Genomic DNA, 22,014 nt, shown 5'->3' with positions numbered 1-22,014 from the left:
AACGCCTGCCTATGGATTTATTTAAACAGACCTGCCTGAAATGCAGCAAAGTTTTTACCGAAGCGTACAGCACATCGTTTACGCTCGGCATCAAAACGCTGCATCAGAAATTCCATTTCCCGATTTATGCCATCTATGGTTTCGTGCGCTGCGCCGACGAGATTGTAGATACGTTTCATGAACATAATAAAAAGGAATTGCTGCAGGAGTTTAAAGAGCAAACCTATAAAAGCATAGCTACCGGAATCAGCCTGAACCCGGTGCTGCATGCCTTTCAGTGCGTAGTAAATGAGTATAAGATTGATCTGGAATATATAGAGGCCTTTCTGAGAAGTATGGAAATGGACCTGGAAGAGCAGCAATACGACCACCAACTATACGACAACTATATTTATGGCTCTGCCGAGGTAGTAGGGCTGATGTGCCTGAAAGTGTTTTGCGAAGGCGACGATAAAATGTTTGAACGTCTGAAGGGACCAGCCTGTAGCCTGGGCTCTGCTTTCCAGAAAGTGAACTTCCTGCGCGACATGCAAAGCGACTACCTGGACCGTGGCCGGGTATACTTTCCGAAGGTAGAGTTTAAGCAATTCGACAACATCAGCAAGGCAGAGATTGAAGCCGATATCTGCAAAGATTTTGAAAACGCTTATAAAGGAATTATGGAATTGCCCCGCACAGCCCGCCTTGGCGTGTACCTGGCATACAAGTATTACCTGAAGCTTTTCTGCAAAATACAGAACCTGCCAGCAACCCACATTCTCACTGAACGCGTAAGAGTACCTGATAACACAAAGCTGGCGCTACTGGTCAGTTCATATCTCAGGTATCAACTAAATGCAATTTAATGAGCAGATTTATACTCTTTTTCCTTTTAGTGGTTTGTATTTCTGTGGCTCAGGCTGCAAACGCTACTACCTATAAATTATCTGAACTCCGTGTAGAGTACCTGGCTGCCAGCAAAGATGAAGAAGCTGCAAACCAGTTTTATGACAAAATGGAAAAATACACGGGCAAAGAGCCGGTGGTTTTAGGGTACAAAGCTGCTTCTGAAGCTGTAATGGCCAAGTATGTCTGGAATCCATATTTTAAAATGAAGCACCTGAACGCGGCCATGGACTTATTTGAAGAAGCTGTGTCGCTGAACAGGGAGAATCCCGAGATCAGGTTTTTACGATTTATAGTTGAGTACCACATTCCGGGCTATCTTAACATGAGTCAGCACATGGCTGAAGATAAGGCTATAGTTATTGAAGGTTTAGTAGAACATCCGAAATCCGGGATAAATACGGCATTGGCCCAAACTATGCGGAATGTACTGTTAGAGAAAGAGCGCTGTACCCCGGAAGAAAAGGAACTGCTAAAAAGCCTGAAGATTTAATAATGACGAATGATTAGTGATTAATCAATTGCTCAATTGCTCAATTGCTCAATTTATATTCCAATTAGTCATTAATCATTACCAATTAATAATTATAAAACTGTGTACATCTATCTATACCTGAACATTTTTACCATCCTGTTTCCGCTGCTTTTGTCTTTTGACAAAAAGGTGGCATTTTACAGGAACTGGCCGGCTTTACTGCCTGCTATCCTGATTAATGCGGTGTTGTTTATAGTTTGGGACGCACAGTTTACAAAAAACGGCATCTGGGGATTTAATGAAGAATACCTGACTGGTATTTACCTGTTCAACCTGCCTCTCGAGGAGGTTCTTTTCTTTATAACCGTGCCGTATGCCTGCGTTTTTATATATGACGTACTCAATGCTTATATCACCAAAGATCTGCTGCAGCCTTATGCCAAAACTATAGCGTTAGGATTGATAATTCTGTTGCCAACTATAGCTGTGTTCAATATGGCAAAGTGGTACACATCTATCACGTTTATGCTGCTGGCAATTTTGCACCTGGTACATTTACGTTATTTCGGTACCAGGTATCTCGGGCGTTTTTACCTGGCTTACCTGGTGCACCTGCTACCGTTCCTGATTGTAAACGGCGTGCTCACTTATCTGCCTGTAGTGTGGTATAACGATAACTATAACCTGGGTATACGACTTGTTTCTATCCCTATTGAAGATACAATGTATTCTATGCTGATGCTGCTGTTAACTATCTCTGTGTATGAGGGTTTGCGTGAGAAATTCAGTTTAAAACAATATCAGCCATCAGCTGTATAATCTGTATATGCAGCGCCTTAACGTAACCATCGATTCTAACTCCGGATTTTGTTTTGGGGTAGTGTATGCCATCCAGATGGCTGAAGATATCCTGGACGAGCAAGGCTATTTGTATTGCCTGGGTGATATTGTACATAACGATGAAGAAGTGCAGCGCCTGCAGCACCGCGGCTTACGGATTATAGATCACCAGCAATTGGGAGAGTTGCGCAACGAAGCTGTTCTGATCAGGGCGCATGGCGAGCCACCAGAAACATATCAGACAGCGTTGAACAATAACCTGACACTGATCGATGCCAGTTGTCCGGTGGTGCTGAAACTCCAGAATCGCATTAAATCGTCGTACGACAAAGACGACCGCATTTTTATCTATGGCAAACACGGGCATGCCGAAGTGCTGGGCCTTTTAGGGCAGACAAACAACAATGCTGTCGTTTTCGAGAATATAGATGAATTGCTAAAACATGAGTTGCCCTCTAAATTTACCCTCTACAGCCAGACCACTAAAAGCACCGACAATTTCTATAGTATCAAGGATCAGCTCGAAACGAAAGGTTATGAAGTAGATGCGAATGATACTATCTGCCGGCAGGTTTCTAACCGCGATAAAGAACTGCGTAAGTTTGCGGCACAGTTTAACAAGATCGTTTTCGTATCAGGTACCAAGTCCTCTAATGGAAAGGTGCTGTACCAGGTGTGCAAAAATACCAATCCGGATTCGTACTTTATTTCAAAAGCAGAAGAACTGCAGCAGGATTGGTTTAAAGCCGGCGATACGGTTGGTATATGCGGGGCAACCTCTACGCCTATGTGGCTGATGGAGCAGGTTAGAGACAGTTTGCTTAAACTTGAAGTATAAACAGGTCCTGCACGAACGCACATGCCAGCTATAAAAAGAGATGCCCGTGGGATTTTAATTGCAGCAACTATAGTTAGCTGCTGGGTTGGATTACTGGTTTATCTGCTGACCAGCTATACTATAGATTTTGCCTCGCCGCTGCCTTATCTTTTTATGCTGGTACAAATGCACTTATATACCGGCCTTTTTATAACCGCCCACGACGCCATGCACGGCGTAACTGCTCCCGGCCGGCCAAAGCTAAACCGAACTATAGGAACTGTAACCGCCTTCCTGTTTGCCTATAACTGGTACCCGCGTTTACTGCCACGTCATCACCAGCATCATAAACACGTTGCTACAGACCAGGATCCGGACTATCACCAGGGCTCCTTCTGGCCGTGGTACTTCAGTTTTCTGAAACAATACATTACCTGGTGGCAGCTGGTGCTGATGGCAATTACATTTAATGTGCTGAAGTATTTTTTCCCGGTTGAGAATGTGATAATGTTCTGGATGCTGCCGGCTGTTTTTGCTACGTTTCAGCTTTTTTACTTTGGTACGTACCTGCCACACCGTGGCGAGCATGCAGCCGATAATCTGCATAAGTCAGGAACGCAGCGTAAAAATCACCTATGGGCCTTTCTGAGCTGCTATTTTTTCGGGTATCACTACGAGCACCACGACAAGCCCTACCTGCCCTGGTGGCAATTATACAAAGCAAAACCTTAAGAGAGATACCTATATTTAGATAGTTGGATATTTTCATGTTGCGGGTGTAACAGTGGGTGTCTGGATTGCGTATCACTAGCAACTTTGCCTAAACCTTCATCAACTCGTTTTAATCCTTACCAGCAGCTTTATGCGCCAATCTATAGTAGTTTCTTTTACTTTGCTGTTTTGCTTTCTTTTAGCCGGTTTTAACGGCTATGCCGATGGGTACAAACGTGCCACCAGCAAAGACCCCAATACCTTCGTTTCAGGCATAAGCTTTGTCTGGCTCTCGGAGTTTGACAGCCAGGGACTTATGTTTCATAATAAGTTTAGCCATTACCTGGGCGAGCGCGTAGCCGTAGGCCTTAATCTTGGCTTGCTCACTGCCTCCCGCTACGACAAGGGTAAGGAGATCTATTCTATAAAAAACACCTTTTACATGGGTGGACTTGAAACCAGCTTCGACCTGATCCAGAAAGAAACTATAAACCTGCGTTTAGGGGTAGGAGGCGCAGCAAGGCACCGTTCCGAAATCAACTCTGATGCCAAAGAGGGAACTATAGATGGATCAGTTGCGCATATTCGCACTTCAGATATTGGCTTTAACGGCTTTATGGAAAACGATTTTAACTTCCTGAGAAGTGGGGTAGCCGGCTGGCGTATCGGGTATAATTACTATACAAATGGTACACCTGTATTTGCCATTGGTGTGCACGTCGGATTCAAGTTTTAGATAAACTAAAGTCAAACTATAAACTAAAAAAAGGAAGCTGTTATAGCTTCCTTTTTTTAGTTTATAGTAGCCTGAACCTGATAGTTTTATAGTTGGCTCTGCGCTGGAGGCGGGTTACTTTTCCTATTTCACAACTATAGTTGTTAAACTTCTGGTGCAAGAGTGCAGCTGTTTTTGCTAAGCTGTTTATAGTAAGCACATTACTTATAACTGGTAAACTTCGCCCTCTTTCCCCACACTTTTGGGTAAAGTCCTCCACTTTCCTCCACATCATCCACTTTCTCCCACTTTTACTGTGGAAATCCGCTCCATTTGCTGGCTATGATTTTGTGTTCTGTGTAACACATTGATTTGCAGCGCTTTATATTTGCTGCGCCTCGTATAATAGTGGATTACATTCAAATATTCAAATATAGTTATACCCAAAGTGGGTTGATACGTATGTGGATAATGTGGATAAGTGGTGTGGATTACCGTAATTTATCCACAAAGTGGTAAAAAGTGGGAGATTGTGGTTGCGGAGTTTTGTTGAATCGTTACATTTGTATACTCCGAAAACTATACGGACCAATTAAAGAAAAACATGAACTTCCTGTCTGGCGAATTTGAGTGCAAGATTGACCCAAAGGGAAGGTTGGTTTTACCTGCAAAGATAAAAGCTAACCTGCCGGAGGCGTCTGGCAATCATGTGGTGCTGATGAGGGGTTTTGAGCCTTGCCTGGTGTTGTATCCAAAGGCAGAGTGGAAAGTGATCTACGATAAGGTGGCCGGCCTGAACGAGTTTAACGAAGAGTACCGTCATTTTCAGCGTAACTTCTTTAGAGGGAACACCGAGATTGAGCTGGATGGGACAGGAAGATTTGTGCTGCCACGTACCATGGCGCGCTTCGCTGAACTGGATAAAGAGGTAATTATAGTTGGCCTGGGTAACCGCGTAGAGATCTGGAACCCGGATAAGTATGAAGAGTTCCTGATTAAGGATCAGCAGAATTTCTCGCAGCTGGCGCAGAAGTTCTTAGGAGATAAAGAAGAAAAGGAGCCGTTGCTGTAATGGAATACCATCGCCCTGTCATGTTGGAAGAATCGGTTGATGCCCTGGCAATAAAACCGGATGGTGTGTATGTAGATGTGACCTTTGGTGGTGGCGGACATTCGGCACTTATAGTTAGCAGGCTTACAACCGGTAAGCTCTATAGTTTTGACCAGGACCGGGATGCAGAAGAACAGTCAAAGAAGCTGGAAGGACCAAACTTTCAGTTTGTGCGCGCCAACTTCCGCGACCTGAAAAAGTACCTGCGCCTGTACCGTGTAAAAGAGGTGGATGGCATTCTGGCTGACCTTGGTGTTTCATCGCACCAGTTTAACGAAGGAAGCCGTGGTTTTTCTACCCGCTTTGATGGTCCGCTGGATATGCGCATGGACTATGACCAGGGCGATTCGGCAAAAGATGTAGTAGAAAGTTACTCGGAAGAGCAACTGCACCGCATCTTTGGCATTTATGGCGAAGTGAAGAATGCCAAGACCCTGGCCAGAACTATAGTGGAGCAACGAACCCGCAAGCCGATTGAGACGATAGAAGATTTTAAACAGGCGATACGCGCCTGCACGCCGAAAGGCAAAGAAAATAAGTACCTGGCGCAGGTTTTCCAGGCGCTCCGCATCGAAGTGAACGATGAGATGAAAGCCCTAGAAGAGATGCTGGTGCAGGCAGCCGAAGTGCTGAAACCCGGTGGACGGCTGGCTGTGATCTCTTATCATTCACTCGAAGACCGGTTAGTAAAAAACTTTATAGCCAAGGGCAAGTTTTTCGGGGAGGTTGAAAAGGACCTGTTTGGGAATGAAATAAAGCCTTTGGATGCAGTAAGCCGGAAACCGGTGGTGCCCACTGAAGAAGAATTACTGATAAACAGCCGCTCCAGGAGCGCAAAGCTAAGAATAGCAGCGAAAAGAGATTTAGATGATTAAACACCTGGCTTAACAAGCCGAATTTTTTAAAAGTGTAACTATGGCTTCTAACCTTATGACTAAGAGAGCAAGCGCACCCAGAGCAAATATGGTGCGTCTGAAGCCAGAAGAGGAGGCTCCAAAGCCAAAAAGGCGTAAAGGTTTCAGTATCTTTGGTTTACTGGAAAAATATGCCAACGTTGATGCTCTTTTTGAAGAAGGTGTTCCGCTTAAGTATCTTCCCCGCATTTTATTTTTAACACTACTCACGCTATTCTATATCGGCAATACCCATTACGCCGAAAAAACCATCCGCAGAATAGACAAGGTTAAGGTTGAAACCGAAGACCTGCGCGCCGACTACACTACCCTGAAGTCGGATTACATGGAGGCCAGCAAACAATCAGAAGTTGCCCGTAACGTGGCACCGCTCGGCCTCGAAGAAAGTTCATCTCCACCATATCAGGTTATAGTTTCGGAAGATGAATATTAAGAAATCCATAGTGTTGCGTGTGCGGGTAGCCTTTTTGGTTATCTGCCTTTTTGCGTGCGCTATAGTTTACAAGATCTGTGTTATACAGATAACGGATGGCGAGAAGTGGAAAGCGATCTCTAAGGAGCGCCGTATTTACTACCGGCCGGTTTTTGCTACGCGCGGAAACATTTACTCCGATAATGAGAGTATCATGGCTACTTCGCTGCCGTTTTACCGCGTAGCTTTTGACCCAACTATAGCCGATGCTCAAACCTTTAATGCCGGCATAGATTCTCTTTCTATGCTGCTTTCACGGTTTTATGGCGACAGGTCTGATGATTATTACCGTCGTAAGATCAAGAATGCTCGTCATGCCGGCCGTCAGTACATTCGTCTGAACAGCCGCCAGATCAATTACCAGGATAAAAAGATGATGGCGAAATGGCCTGTCTTCAGAGGTGGTAAAAACAAAGGCGGGGTAATTTTTGAGAAAGTAGAAAAACGCTTTAAACCATTTGGTATGCTGGCAGAGCGTACCATCGGTTTTATAAACGAAGATAAGAACGGAGCCGGACTGGAGTATAGTTTTAATAACAACCTGGCCGGTACAGATGGCGAAGCACTTTTTGAGCGCATTGCCGGTGGTAGCAAGCCTATTTACGATGGCACCGAAGTTAAGCCGCAGCACGGATACGATATCAAAACAACGATAGATATTAACCTGCAGGACGTTGCAGAAAATGCCCTTTACAAAGCCCTTGAGAAAACAGATGCCGATTATGGTACTGTGATCATGATGGAAGTAAAGACCGGCGAAATAAAGGCGATGGCTAACCTGGGTAAAACCAAAGGCGGCTACATTGAAGATTATAACTATGCGGTTGGTGCTCAGGGTCGTACAGAGCCCGGGTCTACCTTTAAGCTGGCATCGATGATGGCCTTATTTGAATATGCGCCAGAGGTAAACCTGACTGATACCATAGATACCGGTAACGGAAGATACCGCATTAAAGATACATACATGACCGATGCCAAGATCAACGGTTATGGTAAGATTACGGTGCAGCAGGTGTTCGAAAAGTCATCTAATATCGGGGTTGCCAAACTGATGGAGACGCACTTTGGAAGCAACCAGCAGGCGTATGTGGATTACCTGGATAAGTTTGGTCTTGGTAATACGCTGGGTTTTCAGTTAGATGGTGAGGCTCGTCCGTTTATAAAGCACCCTCAGGACAGAACCTGGTATGGTACCACGCTTACATCTATGGCTATTGGATACGAAACCAAATTTTCGCCGCTACAAATACTGGCTTTATATAACGCCGTTGCAAACAATGGTACTAAAATCCAGCCGATTATTGTAAAGGAGATTCGCAAGGCAGATAAGGTGGTGCAGTCTTTTAAAACCCGTGTGCTGGTGGAGAAAGTTTGCTCGGATGCTACACTGAAAAAAGTACGCGGCATGCTGGAAGGTGTGGTAGAGAACGGAACTGCCAGAAACATTAAAAGTGCTGACTACACAGTAGCGGGTAAAACTGGTACTGCCCGTAAGGTAAAGAATGGTAAATACGTGCGGGAATATTCAACCTCTTTTGCAGGATATTTCCCGGCTGATAACCCGAAATATAGCTGTATTGTGATCATCGACAGCCCGAAAGGGGTGAACGTGTATGGTTCGGATGTAGCTGCACCGGTATTTAAAGAACTGGCTGATAAAGCGTACGCCCGTGACCTGGAAATGCATAAGTCGCTGCGTGAGCGTGTAACACCAAATAAAGAAAGTCTGCCATTGGTAAAAGCCGGTAGCCTGGATGATCTGTCCACGATCTGTAACCGTCTTGGTATCAGCAATCACCCTAAAACTACAGATGAAGAATGGGTAAAGGTACAGCCGGGCCGCCGCTCACTGGACTTTATTCCGAACCCGGTGCTGGATGGCAAAGTGCCTGATGTGGTAGGATTAACGCTACGTGATGCCTTGTTCATTCTGGGTAATCAAAACCTGAAAGTAAATGTACAGGGAGTAGGTAAACATGTACAGAAACAGTCGCTGGAGGCTGGATCTACGATAAGTAAAGTTAAACAGATAACTATAGTTTTAAGCTAATGCAGTTGCTGCAAACATTATTACAAAACGTTCAGGTACTGAACACTATCGGTCCGCTTGATGTGCCCGTTGAAAGTATAACTTTTGACTCGCGGAAAGTGCTGGCAGGGGTGTTGTTTGTGGCAGTGCGCGGCGTGCAGGCAGATGGACATGCTTACATAACAAAAGCCGCCGATGCAAAAGCCGTAGCTATAGTTTGCGAAGAACTGCCGGAAGAGAAAAACGACACTGTTACCTATGTGCTGGTTAAAAACAGTGCGGAGGCGTTAGGTCAGATGGCTTCCAGCTTTTACGATAACCCTTCAGCTAAGCTGAAGCTTGTAGGTGTAACAGGCACAAACGGGAAAACCACATCTGTAACCCTGCTGCACAAACTGTTCCGCGAGTTAGGCTACCATGTAGGGTTGCTTTCAACGGTACAGAACCAGATTGATGAGGAAATTATTCCGGCTACGCATACCACACCGGACGCTGTAACGCTGAATGAGTTGCTGGCAAAGATGGTGAAAGCAGGTTGTACGCATTGCTTTATGGAGGTAAGCTCGCATGCGATGGTACAGCAGCGTGTTGCCGGTTTAACATTTGCAGGCGGCGTTTTTACAAACATCACCCACGACCACTTAGACTATCACGGAAGTTTTGACGAGTACATCAAGGCAAAGAAATCATTCTTTGATATGCTGCCGGAAGGCGCTTTTGCCCTTGTAAACGCTGATGATAAACGTGGGTCGGTGATGGTTCAGAACACCAGAGCCAGCATCCACGAATTCTCGCTTCGCAAGGCCACAGAGTTTAAGGCGCGCATCATTGATAACACCATGCAGGGCTTGCACCTCGATATTGATGGTAATGAGATCTGGTGCAAACTGATCGGTGCATTTAACGCTTATAACCTGCTGGGCGCTTACGGCGTGGCTGTATTGTTAGGAGAAGATCCGACGGAAACATTAACTGTACTTTCTGCCCTCGATTCAGTAGCTGGCCGTTTCGATTACATTGTTTCTGACGCACAGATAACCGGTATAGTTGATTACGCACATACGCCGGATGCATTGGAAAATGTCTTGAACACGATTCAGCAGATCCGTACGCCGCTGCAAAAAGTGATAACTATAGTTGGCTGTGGCGGTAACCGCGATGCAGCCAAGCGCCCGGTTATGGCTGATATTGCCTGCCGCCTGAGCGATAAAGTTATCCTGACATCTGATAATCCAAGATTTGAGGAGCCGCAAACTATACTGGCCGACATGCAGAAAGGCGTAAAGCCGCTGGACTATAAAAAAACATTATCGGTGCTGGACAGGAAAGAAGCTATTAAAACAGCTTGTATGCTGGCCGGACCGGATGATATCATTCTGGTTGCGGGCAAAGGCCACGAAACGTACCAGGAAATACAAGGGGTGAAATATCCTTTTGATGACAAGCAGGTGCTGCAGGAAACTTTTCAGCAACTGGGTAAATAAAACGAACTACATCTTTTAGCCAAGAGTAACGAATAAATTTAAATGCTATACTACCTTTTTACATACCTGGATCGTGAGTACGATATGTTTGGAGCCGGCGTGTTTCAATATATTTCCTTCCGGGCAGGTATGGCCACGATGGTATCGCTGCTGATCGCGATGATTTTTGGGGGTAAGCTGATTCGGGTGTTGCAGCGCAAGCAGGTGGGTGAGAGTATCCGCGACCTGGGTCTGGAAGGGCAGCTGGAAAAGAAAGGTACACCAACTATGGGCGGCCTGATCATTCTGCTGGCTATTCTGGTACCTACACTTCTGTTTGCAAGGCTTGATAACATCTACATTATCCTGATGCTGGTTTCTACCGTCTGGTTAGGCGCAATCGGCTTCCTGGATGATTATATCAAGGTTTTCAAGAAAAACAAGGAAGGGCTGGCTGGTCGTTTCAAGATTCTTGGTCAGATCGGGCTGGGGCTAATAGTTGGACTTACGCTTTATTTTAACGACGATGTGGTAGTCCGCCAGTACATCTTTGCAGATGGCGGCACTTCGGCTGTAAATGCATCCAAGCAATATGTGGATGTGCATAGCATGATCACCACGATACCGTTCCGCAAAAACAACGAATTAGATTACTGCAACCTGTTCTCATTTGCCGGTCCGTTGTTCCAGGGCTGGTCGTGCTACCTGTACATTCCTTTCGTGATCCTGGTAATTACGGCAGTATCAAACGGGGCTAACATTACAGATGGTATCGACGGTCTGGCAGCGGGTACATCCGCTATTATCGGGTTAACACTGGCCATTTTTGCATGGGTATCGGGTAACACCATTTTCGCCGATTACCTGGACATCATGTTCATACCGAACTCTGGGGAGTTGACTATTTTCTGTCTTGCCTTTGTGGGGGCGTGCGTTGGCTTTTTGTGGTACAATACCTATCCGGCTCAGGTTTTTATGGGCGATACTGGGAGTTTGTCTATCGGGGTATCATTGCGGTTCTGGCACTTATAGTTCGTAAGGAGCTGCTTATACCAATTCTTTGCGGCATTTTCCTGATCGAGAACCTTTCGGTAATGCTGCAGGTGAGTTACTTTAAGTATACCAAAAAGAAGTATGGCGAAGGCCGCCGCATCTTTAAAATGTCGCCATTGCACCACCATTACCAGAAGCTGGGTTACCACGAGTCTAAAATTGTAGGCCGTTTCTGGATTGTGGGGATTATGCTGGCCATTTTAACACTGGCAACTTTAAAACTTCGCTAACCGGAATAAGAGAGAAAAATGAAGATAGCTATACTTGGAGCGGGAGAAAGTGGCGTTGGAGCCGCATTACTGGCACAGGCCAAAGGGCTTGATGTGTTTGTGTCGGATATGGGGCAGGTCAAAGACGAGTATAAAGCAAAGCTGGCAACAGCGGCCATACCATTTGAAGAAGGCACACACACCCTAACCAATATTCTAGATGCTAACGAAATCATTAAAAGTCCTGGCATTCCTGATAAAGCTCCAGTTATACAAGAAGCAGCCAAAAGACAGATACCGGTCATCTCAGAGATAGAGTTTGCAGGTCGCTATACCGATGCAAAGTTCATCTGCATTACCGGTACAAATGGCAAAACGACGACTACACTGCTGACTTATCACCTGTTAAAAAGTGCCGGCCTGAATGTTGGCCTGGCGGGTAACATAGGAGAGAGCCTGGCAGAAAAAGTGATCGATAACAAGCACGATTATTACGTGGTGGAGCTAAGCAGCTTTCAGCTGGACAATATGTACCAGTTCAAAGCGAATATAGCTGTCTTACTGAATATTACGCCAGATCATCTGGACCGCTACGGCTATAGTATGGAGAACTATGCAGCTTCAAAACTGCGTGTGGCTCAGAACATGACGGGCAGTGATTACTTCATCTATAATGCAGATGACCAGAATATTAAAAAAGCATTTGATTCAGCCGCATTCGGGGGTACAACTATACCATTTTCGCTGGAAGGTGCTGAAGGCGCCAAAGTGAGGTTTGAGGGATCAACTATAAAACTGGATATCAACTACTTCGAGGGGAAAGTGGATGCATCAAGATCCAGCCTCATCGGGAAGCATAACCAGTACAATACCATGGCAGCCGCCGCAGTTGCAAAACTGCTGCAAGTGTCTGACGAAACTATAGCGCAGGCCCTGGAGACATTCCAGAATGCCGACCATCGTTTGCAGTTGGTTGGCGTGGCTAAAGATGTTAGTTACATAAACGACTCGAAAGCGACCAATGTTGAAGCCGTTTGGTACGCATTGGAAGGAATAAAACAGCCGATCATCTGGATAGCGGGCGGCGTGGATAAAGGAAACGACTATAGTACGCTGGAAGAGCTTGCCCGTGAAAAAGTGAAAGTGTTGATCTGTCTGGGCAAGGATAATAAAAAACTGGAGCGCTCTTTTAACAAGGTGGTTCCAATTATCGCTGAGACAGATTCAATAGAATACGCAGTGCGCATGGCAAAACTGCTGGCTGTACCCGGAGATGTAGTATTGCTCTCGCCGGCATGTGCCAGTTTTGATCTGTTCGATAACTATGAGCACAGAGGGCAGCGCTTTAAAGAGGCAGTAGATAAAATAGTTTTAAAGAAATAAGCATAACAATTTTTAGCCAAAGGTTATGGTAAAGCAGTGGTTACAGAAAAACCTGAAGGGCGATCCTGTATTGTGGGGTATCGTTCTGATGTTCTCGCTTTTGAGCGTGGCGGTGGTGTATTCTGCCACAGGTACGCTTGCCTATAAATCGCATGAAGGCAACACCGAGTATTTCCTGCTGAAACATTCGGCACTGATCTTTATCGGAATGGCGTTCATGTGGGCTGCACATAAGATCAATTACCGTTATTATTCCAGGTTATCGCTGGTAGCGCTGGTGCTATCCGTGCCGTTGCTTCTCTTTGCCTTTTTCTGGGGTTCTAACATCAACGATGCTTCGCGCTGGATAACTATACCGGTTATAAACCAGACATTCCAGCCTTCGGATTTAGCCAAACTAGCGCTGATCTCTTACCTGGCGAGCATGCTGGCAAAAGTACAGTTGCAGGTGAAAGACTGGCGCAAAACGCTGGTTCCGATGATGATCTGGACAGTGGCCATTTGTGCTTTGATAGCGCTGACGAATACATCAACAGCGGTGTTGTTATTTGCTACCTGCATGCTGCTTATGTTTATCGGTCGGGTGCCGTTCAAATACCTGGCTACAGTTTTCGTGATCGTAATTATAGTTGGTGGCGGAGCCCTGGCAGTTGGTCAGCGATTGGGGACAGCGGTTAGCCGGGTAGAAGCTTTCTTAGATAAATCAGAAACGCCTTTCCAGTTAGAGCAGTCTTACATTGCTATTGCAACAGGCGGTGTAGTAGGTAAAGGACCAGGAAACAGCGATCAGCGCGATATTCTTCCGCACCCTTACTCTGACTTTATTTTCGCTATTATTTTAGAAGAATATGGTTTGATCGGAGGGGCTTCCGTGTTATTTCTTTACCTGGCTTTGCTCTACCGGGGCATGGTTACAGTGGTTAATAGTACAGGAGCCTTCGGCGGATTGCTTTCTGCCGGTTTAAGTTTCAGCCTGGTAATACAAGGCATGATCAACATGGGAGTAGCTGTTGGGCTGGGCCCGATCACGGGTTTGCCGTTGCCGCTCTTAAGTATGGGTGGTACATCTTTGATCTTTACAGGTATATCGCTTGGGATTATTCTCAGCGTGAGCCGCACAGATAGTGAATTTAAAAGTGCAGCAGTTGGCGCTGCAGCGGGTATTAATGCTAAAGTTCCGGTAAATGCCTAATACCCACAGACCATATCGCATCATTATCAGTGGCGGAGGCACCGGCGGACACATTTATCCGGCTGTAGCCATTGCGAATCAGATCAAGGCAATTAGCCCTGAGTCTGAGATACTGTTTGTGGGCGCTAAAGGCCGCATGGAAATGACGCGTGTGCCGGAAGCAGGGTATAAAATTGTAGGGCTTTGGATCAGTGGTTTGCAACGCAGATTAACTATAGATAACCTGTCGTTTCCGCTAAAAGTGCTTTCGAGTGTGCGGGCTGCACATAAGATCATAAAGGATTTTAAGCCGGATGCTGTAGTTGGAGTGGGTGGCTATGCCAGTGGGCCTTTGCTATATGCGGCAACTGCAAAAGGTATCCCGTCGCTTATCCAGGAGCAGAATTCTTATGCAGGCATAACGAATAAATTACTGGCAAAAAGAGCCGGTAAAGTATGCGTGGCCTACGCAAACATGGAGAAGTTCTTTCCGGCAGAGAAGCTTGTACTGACCGGTAACCCAGTGCGCCAGGATATACTGGACATAACAGAGAAAAGGAGAGAAGCACTTTTGCATTTCGGCCTTACATCAGAAAAGAAAACAATATTGGTAATAGGCGGTAGTCTTGGTGCCAGAACTATAAATCAAAGTATTGCTAGTGGATTGGCGCAAATTACGGAGGCCGGTTATCAGTTGATATGGCAAACTGGCAAAGGATTTTATACCGAAGCCAAAGAGCTGGAAGCAAACTATACTGAAAAAGGCATCCGTATATTTGACTTCATAAAGCGTATGGACCTGGCTTATGCCGCTTCGGATATAGTTGTTTCAAGAGCTGGGGCACTGTCGATCTCTGAATTATGCCTGGCTGCAAAGCCTTGTATACTGGTGCCATCCCCGAACGTGGCGGAAGATCACCAGACGAAAAATGCAATGGCTTTGGTAAATCAGCATGCAGCAATACTTGTAAAAGATGTAGAAGCCTCGCAGAAACTGATTCCGGCTGCCTTGCAACTGGCACAGAACGAGCAGGAGCAGAAGCGGCTTTCTGAAAATATAAAGAAAATGGCACGCCCTAATGCGGCGGCCGAAATTGTGAACGAACTTGTAAAACTGATAAAGTGAGACTGGAAGACTACAGGTATATTTACTTCTTAGGCATTGGCGGCATTGGTATGAGCGCTATTGCCCGGTGGTTCCATGCCAAAGGTTTCCCGGTTTGGGGCTATGATAAAACCAGAACCCCACTTACCGAAGCGCTGGAGCAGGAAGGAATTATAGTTCATTACGAAGATGACATAACTAACCTGCCACAGGAAATTCTTCAGGATAAGGAAAATACGCTGGTTATTCTGACACCTGCTATCCCGGCCGAGCATGCCGAATGGAATTACCTGAAAGAGCAGAACTATACTATAAAAAAACGCTCTGAGGTGTTAGGTATCATTACGGCGAATGCTTTTACTATAGCCGTAGCCGGTACGCATGGCAAAACTACTACTTCGTCCATGGTTACGCACCTGTTGCACCACGCCGGCGTAGATGCTTCTGCCTTTTTAGGAGGGATCGCTACCAACATAAACTCGAACCTTTTGATCAGTAAAGGAGAGCGCGAGCAGGAGTTGGTTGTAGTGGAAGCAGATGAATATGACCGTTCCTTCCTGACGCTGTTTCCGGATATTGCAATCGTAACTTCCGCAGACCCAGACCATTTGGATATTTATGGTGACAGCGAGGAACTGATACGTACGTTTCAGAGGTTCATAGGTCAGATAAAACCAGGCGGCTACTTGTTACTGAATAAAAATACAGACCCACGTTTAACAGCTCAGATTCAGCCTGGAGTAAATGTTATTTCCTATAGTTTAAACTCGGGGGATGCTTATATTCAGAACCTTACCATTGAAGGGCGCTGGTTTAAATTTGATGTGGAGAGCCCGCTCCGTAACATAGGTTCGCTGCAGCTGGGAGTACCTGGTTTTCATAATGCAGAGAATGTATTGGCAGCTACGCTCGTAGCGCAAATTTTGCAGGTGTCTGAAGATCAGATCCGTAGTGGCGTTCAGTCTTATAAGGGCGTAAAGCGTCGCTTCGAATTTGTGTATGAAGGCAATGGAAAAGTTTATATTGATGACTACGCCCATCATCCTAAGGAGATAGATGCTTTCATGTCTTCGCTGCGTGCCCTGTACCCGAGCAAACGAATTAAAGTGATATTTCAGCCACACCTTTTCACGCGCACCCGCGACTTCGCAAATGAGTTCGCAGAGAGCCTGAGTAAGGCAGATGAAGTGATATTACTGGATATTTATCCTGCCCGCGAAAAACCAATACCAGGCATAACATCAGAAATGCTTTTGGAGCGTATTTCGTGCCCTGTAAAATCGTTGATAAGCAAGGCTGAAATTGTGGATAATTTAGCCCTGAACACTGATTTTGACGTGCTGGCAACCGTTGGAGCCGGTGATATTGATACATTAGTGAAGCCTATCAAAAATATTTTAGAAAAAGTGTAGCATGGGCTTGAATAGTAAAATAAAATCTTTAATTTTTGCAGGTTGTAGCATCGTTACAATCGGAGCCTTAGCGGGCTTTGCCAATTCCCGACAAAATGAAAAAGTTTGTCAGAAAGTGGCAATAAAAATTGATAATGAGTACAATAATTACTTTATTGGGGATAAGGAAGTAAAGGACCTGCTTACCCGCGAGGGCGAGCGTAAAATTGAAGGGATCTCCAATAAAAATATTGACCTGAAGAACCTTGAGAAACGCATCGAATCACACAAATTTGTGGCAGATGCAGATGTTTACCGGGGGCTGGATGGCAATATCCATGTGCAAGTAAAACAGAACAGGCCTATTGCAAGAATTATACGACCAGATCAAGATGTATACATCGATTTAGAAGGGCACATCCTGCCTCTCTCAGAAAGATACACCGCTCGTGTAATCCCAATTACCAAATCGGCTCTTTTAAAACCTCTTAACCAGGAGTTTTTCCAGGATTCGGTTGGCCAGAACTACCTTTCACTACTTCAGTTCATTGAGAATGATGAGTTTTGGAAAGCACAGTTAGCCCAGATGCATATTGATGGCAAGGGTAAAGTTTCTTTTTTGCCGCAGGTTGGCGACCATACCATAGAGTTTGGAAAGCCAGGAAACCCGGAGCAGAAGTTTAAGAAACTAATGATTTTTTATAAAGAAGTGCTGCCTGTGATGGGGTGGGACAAATATAAAAGAGTAAATGTAGAGTTTGAAGATCAGATAATTTGCGAATAAATATACAGATATGCAGAACGACAAAATAGTAGTAGGCTTGGACATTGGCACAACCAAAGTTTGCGCACTTGTAGGTCGGAGAAACGAGTATGGTAAGCTGGAGATCCTGGGAATGGGAAAAGCAGCTTCTGAAGGGGTTGTGCGTGGCATGGTCAGCAATATCGACAAAACGGTAGAAGCGATCAGAAAGGCAGTAAGCCAGGCAGAAGCGCAGGCAGACATTAACATTGGCGTAGTGAACGTAGGGATTGCCGGTCAGCATATTAAAAGTTTACAGCACAATGGCAGTATTACACGTGCCGTGACTGATAACGAAATTACTGTTGAAGACGTGAATCGCCTCACCAACGACATGTACCGTTTGGTAACACCTCCGGGGAGCGAGATCATTCATGTGATGCCGCAGGAGTACAAAGTTGATTACGAAGAAGGTATAGTGGATCCGGTTGGTATGTCTGGTGTGCGTCTGGAGGGTAACTTCCATATCATCACAGCACAGTCAAATGCTATCAGCAACATCAACAAATGCGTTACCCGTGCCGGCCTGGAAATTGACCAGCTGATACTGGAGCCCCTGGCCTCCTGCATGTCGGTGCTGAGCGATGAGGAACGTGAAGCAGGTGTGGCATTGGTTGATATTGGCGGTGGCACAACAGATATAGCAATCTTCAAAGACAATATTATCCGTCATACAGCTGTTTTACCTTTCGGTGGCAACATTATCACCTCCGATATAAAGCAGGGCTGCATGGTTATGCAGAACCAGGCGGAGCAACTGAAGGTAAAATTTGGTAAAGCTATTGCAGACGAAGCCTCAGAAAATGAGATAGTTTCTATCCCTGGATTAAGAGATCGTACGCCAAAAGAGATATCTTTGAAGAACCTTGCTTTTATTATAGAGGCAAGAATGGAAGAGATTGTAGAACTGGTATATGCCGAGATCGTGAGATCAGGGTATGCAAACAGTCTGGCAGCTGGTATAGTTATCACAGGCGGCGGGGCGCAGCTTCAGAACCTGGTGCAACTGGTAGAATACATTTCAGGCATGGATACGCGTATCGGTTATCCGAACGAGCACCTTGGCAAATCTAAAATTGACGCTGTGAAGAGCCCGATGTATGCAACCAGTGTGGGGCTTGTGCTTGCCGGTTTCCAGTCGCTGGACAATCGCAGTGCCGAAAGAGTATCGGAAGCACCGGAAAGAATAGAATATAAAAAACCGGCCCCTAAAGCCGGAGGTAAAGAAGGCGGCATCATCAGCATGATAAAAGGCTTCTTATCCGATGATATAGACGACAACAAACAAAGTTATTAACCCATAACAGAGCAGGAGAAATTAGCATGAGCATGTACACTTTCGACTTACCGTCAAGCAGTAAGTCTATCATTAAGGTGATTGGTGTCGGGGGCGGTGGAAGCAACGCTGTGAACCATATGTATAACCAGGGCATTAAAGATGTTGAGTTTATCATATGTAATACCGATGCACAAGCCCTTAAAAGCAGCAGCGTTCCTACCAGACTGGCACTTGGTCAAAACCTGACAGAAGGCCTTGGCGCAGGAGCGAACCCTGAAAAAGGCAAGCAAGCTGCTCTTGAAAGCAAGGAAGAAATCCGTGAAATGCTGAGCAACGATACCAAAATGGTATTTATTACGGCAGGTATGGGTGGTGGTACTGGTACTGGTGCTGCTCCTGTAATTGCAAAAGTTGCTAAAGAGCTAGGTATACTTACAGTTGGTATAGTTACAGCTCCTTTCGGTTTTGAAGGCCGTAAGAAGAAGCAGGCTGCTGAAGATGGTGTTAGAGAACTAAGCGAAAACTGCGATACGATCCTGGTGATCCTGAACGACAAGCTGCGCGAGATGTTTGGTAACCTGACCATCCGGGAGGCATTTGCAAAAGCAGATAACGTGTTAACTACAGCTGCTAAATCTATAGCTGAGATTATTACAGTTACAGCTGAAGTAAACGTTGACTTTGAAGACGTTAAAACGGTAATGAAAGACTCTGGTGCCGCAGTGATGGGTTCTGCGATAACAGAAGGCGAAGGCCGTGCGTTACGTGCTGCTGAAGAAGCGCTTTCTTCTCCGTTATTGAACAACACTGACATTCATGGTGCTCAGAAAATCCTTCTTTCAATTATGTCTGGTGAGCAGGCAGAGCTTGAGATGGATGAGTTGACTGAGATTACAGAATATATCCAGGACAAAGCTGGCCAGGAAGCTGAAGTTATTTTCGGTCATGGTATTGATTCTGACCTGGGCCAAAGCATTCGCGTTACTGTTATTGCGACAGGTTTTGCCAGCAATACGGATAACCTGATGGAGCCTAAAAAAACGGTATTTGACCTGGAGAGCCAAAAAAAAATTGAAGTAGCTGAGCCAGCTAAGCCAGAAGTTATTGAGGTAACTACATTTGTGCCTAAGCAGGTGGCAGCGCCAGCTCCTATAGTTCAGGCGCCGGCTCCTGCACCAATCCCGGCACCGGTACCTGCCCCGCAGTATGAGGCAGTACGTAAGCCAGTTGAGCAGCAGCCAACCCGTATCGTGTTTGATCTGGGTGCTACGGACACACCGGAAAGCTTTTATCCGCCTAAGGCAGATGATCGCGTGGCCCGTGAAGTGGAGGAACGTGAGCTAATGAAGCGCAGACAGGAAGAGCGCCGTGAGCGTCTTCGCAGACTGAGTTCTGAGATCACGACGGAGGCTATAAAAGAGAAGCTTGAAGTGCCTGCTTACCTGCGCCGCAATGTAGCACTGGAGTCTGTAGCACATTCTTCAGAGCGTAACATCTCCCGCTTTAACTTGAATGATGATAATGAGATTTTAGGCGACAATCGTTTCCTGCACGATAACGTTGACTAAGTGATCAAACTATAAAAACAGAAAAGGCTTCCAGTTTTGGAAGCCTTTTCTGTTTTTATAGTTTGTATAGGTTATAGTTTAGCCTATAGTTTAAAAGGATAAAAACTGCTCCACATGCTGCTCCAGCAGTTCGTTGTATAGTTTGTTGGTAAGTTGCGTGCCATCAAAGTTCTTTTCGATATGAGCCAGTTTAAGGCGCATAGCCATTACATGCATGCCCAGGTAGTTCAACACATCAGTGAGGTGGCTAAGAGCCAGTCCGCTGCCCTGCATGCCCGAAGACAAGCCGATTAAAGCTCCTTTCTTGTTCTTGAATGTATTAGGGTAGGAGAGCCCGTCAATAAACGCTTTAAGCACGCCTGGGTAGGATGAATTATATTCAGGTACTACAAACACAAACTTATCTGAGCCAGCAATCATACCTGCCAGGTTATTGAATTGCTCATTTTTGCCGGTGTTATCGTAAAGTGCGGAAACTATAAAGTCAGCAGGTAGCGCTGCCAGGTCCAGTATCTGGTAAGGCACGCCGTGCTTTTGTAAGAGCGCGGCATACATATTTACAATGGCTATACTATTTGATTCAGGCCTGTTTGTTCCTGAAATAAGTGTGATCATGTGCTATAGTTTAGTTACTCTTTAAACCGGGAGTAGCATGTAAGGTTATAGTTTGGTGATGTGGCGACAATATTAAGCACAAAGCGATTTAAAACAAAAAGGCGGTGACATTGCTGCCCGCCTTTTAGATTGTTAAAAGCTGTTAGGCTACGTGTTCTGACGTTGCTTTCGCTGAAAGATACTCTCTGTTCATGATAGCAATGTTCTCAAGAGAAATACCTACAGGGCATTCGGCAGCACAGGCACCCGTATTAGAGCAGGCACCAAAACCTTCCACATCCATCTGGGCAACCATGTTCTCTACACGGGTTTTGGCCTCTACCTTGCCTTGCGGCAGCATTGCCAGCTGAGATACTTTTGCACTCACGAACAGCATAGCAGAAGCATTTTTACAGGCTGCAACACAGGCGCCACAACCAATACAAGTCGCAGCATCAAATGCTTTATCAGCTATAGATTTTCCGATCGGGATAGCGTTCGCATCCGGTACACCACCTGTGTTTACAGATACATAACCACCTGCCTGCTGAATACGATCAAAAGCGGAGCGATCTACTACAAGGTCTTTATGAACCGGAAAAGCAGCAGCTCTCCAGGGCTCTATAGTTATAGTATCGCCGTCGTTGAAGTGGCGCATGTGCAGCTGGCACGTAGTTGTACCACGCTCCGGACCATGCGGACGACCGTTAATGTACAAGCTGCACATACCGCAGATACCCTCACGGCAATCGTGGTCGAAAGCGATAGGATCCTGGCCGGCTCGCAGCAGGTCTTCGTTTAATACATCCAGCATTTCCAGGAACGACATATCCGGGGAAATACCTTTGATCGGGTATGTTACCATTGAACCCGCTGATTCTCTATTTTTTTGGCGCCAAACCTTTAGTGTTAAGTCCATTGGTTTAGCATTTGGATTACTTCCAGCCATTTTCTTATTAATTACAAATTAAGAATTATGAATTAAGAATTTTAAATCATCTGTTCCCAGACCCATTACTCATTCTTA

General features: G+C 45.6%; 20 protein-coding genes and 1 pseudogene. 19 read left to right on the top strand and 2 right to left on the bottom strand.

Annotated elements, in window-relative coordinates; all coding sequences use genetic code 11:
• Positions 1-11: 11 nt before the first annotated feature.
• The 19 genes and pseudogenes from GSQ66_RS08215 (at position 12) to ftsZ (ending at position 20,393) form a co-directional block, all read left to right on the top strand.
• Positions 12-845, top strand: a complete 834-nt coding sequence (locus tag GSQ66_RS08215) for a phytoene/squalene synthase family protein (RefSeq protein WP_162427029.1) — start codon at positions 12-14, stop codon at positions 843-845.
• Positions 845-1,378: a hypothetical protein gene (locus GSQ66_RS08210; protein WP_162427028.1), complete on the top strand. Its 534-nt coding sequence runs from the start codon at positions 845-847 to the stop codon at positions 1,376-1,378. The genes GSQ66_RS08215 and GSQ66_RS08210 overlap by 1 nt, the downstream gene beginning before the upstream one ends.
• Positions 1,379-1,480: 102 nt before the next feature.
• Positions 1,481-2,179: a lycopene cyclase domain-containing protein gene (locus GSQ66_RS08205; RefSeq protein ID WP_162427027.1), complete on the top strand. Its 699-nt coding sequence runs from the start codon at positions 1,481-1,483 to the stop codon at positions 2,177-2,179.
• 7 nt (positions 2,180-2,186) lie between these two features.
• Positions 2,187-3,038 carry a 4-hydroxy-3-methylbut-2-enyl diphosphate reductase gene (locus tag GSQ66_RS08200; protein ID WP_162427026.1) on the top strand — a complete coding sequence of 284 codons (852 nt, stop codon included), beginning with the start codon at positions 2,187-2,189 and terminating at the stop codon, positions 3,036-3,038.
• A 21-nt stretch (positions 3,039-3,059) separates the two neighbouring features.
• Complete coding sequence (locus GSQ66_RS08195) at positions 3,060-3,749, top strand: fatty acid desaturase (protein ID WP_162427025.1); 690 nt, start codon at positions 3,060-3,062, stop codon at positions 3,747-3,749.
• Between the two features lie 130 nt (positions 3,750-3,879).
• Positions 3,880-4,464 carry a hypothetical protein gene (locus GSQ66_RS08190; protein WP_162427024.1) on the top strand — a complete coding sequence of 195 codons (585 nt, stop codon included), beginning with the start codon at positions 3,880-3,882 and terminating at the stop codon, positions 4,462-4,464.
• Positions 4,465-5,047: 583 nt separating this feature from the next.
• The gene (gene mraZ / locus GSQ66_RS08185) at positions 5,048-5,515 is read left to right on the top strand and encodes a division/cell wall cluster transcriptional repressor MraZ (RefSeq protein WP_162427023.1); all 468 of its coding nucleotides are present in this window, start codon (positions 5,048-5,050) and stop codon (positions 5,513-5,515) included.
• On the top strand, positions 5,515-6,429 hold the full coding sequence (gene rsmH, locus GSQ66_RS08180) for a 16S rRNA (cytosine(1402)-N(4))-methyltransferase RsmH (RefSeq protein ID WP_162427022.1): 915 nt from the start codon (positions 5,515-5,517) through the stop codon (positions 6,427-6,429). Before mraZ ends, rsmH begins: the two co-directional genes overlap by 1 nt.
• Before the next feature lie 55 nt (positions 6,430-6,484).
• Complete coding sequence (locus tag GSQ66_RS08175) at positions 6,485-6,901, top strand: FtsL-like putative cell division protein (protein ID WP_238395870.1); 417 nt, start codon at positions 6,485-6,487, stop codon at positions 6,899-6,901.
• Positions 6,891-8,990, top strand: a complete 2,100-nt coding sequence (locus tag GSQ66_RS08170) for a penicillin-binding protein (RefSeq protein WP_162427020.1) — start codon at positions 6,891-6,893, stop codon at positions 8,988-8,990. Before GSQ66_RS08175 ends, GSQ66_RS08170 begins: the two co-directional genes overlap by 11 nt.
• Complete coding sequence (locus tag GSQ66_RS08165) at positions 8,990-10,453, top strand: UDP-N-acetylmuramoyl-L-alanyl-D-glutamate--2,6-diaminopimelate ligase (RefSeq protein WP_162427019.1); 1,464 nt, start codon at positions 8,990-8,992, stop codon at positions 10,451-10,453. Before GSQ66_RS08170 ends, GSQ66_RS08165 begins: the two co-directional genes overlap by 1 nt.
• Positions 10,454-10,495: 42 nt before the next feature.
• Positions 10,496-11,715: pseudogene (mraY, locus tag GSQ66_RS08160) on the top strand (phospho-N-acetylmuramoyl-pentapeptide-transferase).
• A gap of 18 nt (positions 11,716-11,733) precedes the next feature.
• The gene (gene murD, locus GSQ66_RS08155; protein WP_162427018.1) at positions 11,734-13,077 is read left to right on the top strand and encodes a UDP-N-acetylmuramoyl-L-alanine--D-glutamate ligase; all 1,344 of its coding nucleotides are present in this window, start codon (positions 11,734-11,736) and stop codon (positions 13,075-13,077) included.
• A 25-nt stretch (positions 13,078-13,102) separates the two neighbouring features.
• On the top strand, positions 13,103-14,269 hold the full coding sequence (locus tag GSQ66_RS08150; RefSeq protein ID WP_162427017.1) for an FtsW/RodA/SpoVE family cell cycle protein: 1,167 nt from the start codon (positions 13,103-13,105) through the stop codon (positions 14,267-14,269).
• Positions 14,262-15,374: an undecaprenyldiphospho-muramoylpentapeptide beta-N-acetylglucosaminyltransferase gene (gene murG, locus GSQ66_RS08145; RefSeq protein WP_162427016.1), complete on the top strand. Its 1,113-nt coding sequence runs from the start codon at positions 14,262-14,264 to the stop codon at positions 15,372-15,374. Before GSQ66_RS08150 ends, murG begins: the two co-directional genes overlap by 8 nt.
• Positions 15,371-16,765, top strand: coding sequence for a UDP-N-acetylmuramate--L-alanine ligase (murC, locus tag GSQ66_RS08140; RefSeq protein WP_162427015.1), 1,395 nt, complete (start codon positions 15,371-15,373; stop codon positions 16,763-16,765). The genes murG and murC overlap by 4 nt, the downstream gene beginning before the upstream one ends.
• A 115-nt stretch (positions 16,766-16,880) precedes the next feature.
• Entirely contained in the window at positions 16,881-17,528 is a 648-nt protein-coding gene (locus GSQ66_RS08135) for a cell division protein FtsQ/DivIB (RefSeq protein ID WP_238395869.1), read from the top strand.
• A 10-nt stretch (positions 17,529-17,538) separates the two neighbouring features.
• Complete coding sequence (gene ftsA, locus GSQ66_RS08130) at positions 17,539-18,843, top strand: cell division protein FtsA (RefSeq protein WP_162427013.1); 1,305 nt, start codon at positions 17,539-17,541, stop codon at positions 18,841-18,843.
• 26 nt (positions 18,844-18,869) lie between these two features.
• Complete coding sequence (gene ftsZ / locus GSQ66_RS08125; protein ID WP_238395868.1) at positions 18,870-20,393, top strand: cell division protein FtsZ; 1,524 nt, start codon at positions 18,870-18,872, stop codon at positions 20,391-20,393.
• Between the two features lie 90 nt (positions 20,394-20,483).
• On the opposite strand, the gene GSQ66_RS08120 is transcribed toward ftsZ, so the two are convergent.
• Together GSQ66_RS08120 and GSQ66_RS08115 are read right to left on the bottom strand one after the other, a co-directional pair.
• Entirely contained in the window at positions 20,484-21,008 is a 525-nt protein-coding gene (locus tag GSQ66_RS08120) for an NADPH-dependent FMN reductase (RefSeq protein ID WP_162427012.1), read from the bottom strand.
• A 142-nt stretch (positions 21,009-21,150) separates the two neighbouring features.
• Positions 21,151-21,906 (bottom strand): succinate dehydrogenase/fumarate reductase iron-sulfur subunit, encoded by a 756-nt coding sequence (locus GSQ66_RS08115; RefSeq protein ID WP_162427011.1) that lies wholly within the window; start codon positions 21,904-21,906, stop codon positions 21,151-21,153.
• Positions 21,907-22,014 lie beyond the last annotated feature (108 nt).

Source organism: Pontibacter pudoricolor (assembly GCF_010092985.1).
Taxonomy (GTDB): Bacteria; Bacteroidota; Bacteroidia; order Cytophagales; family Hymenobacteraceae; genus Pontibacter; species Pontibacter pudoricolor.
Note: the sequence above shows the minus strand (reverse complement) of the source record. Positions and strands in the feature narration are given on the sequence as shown.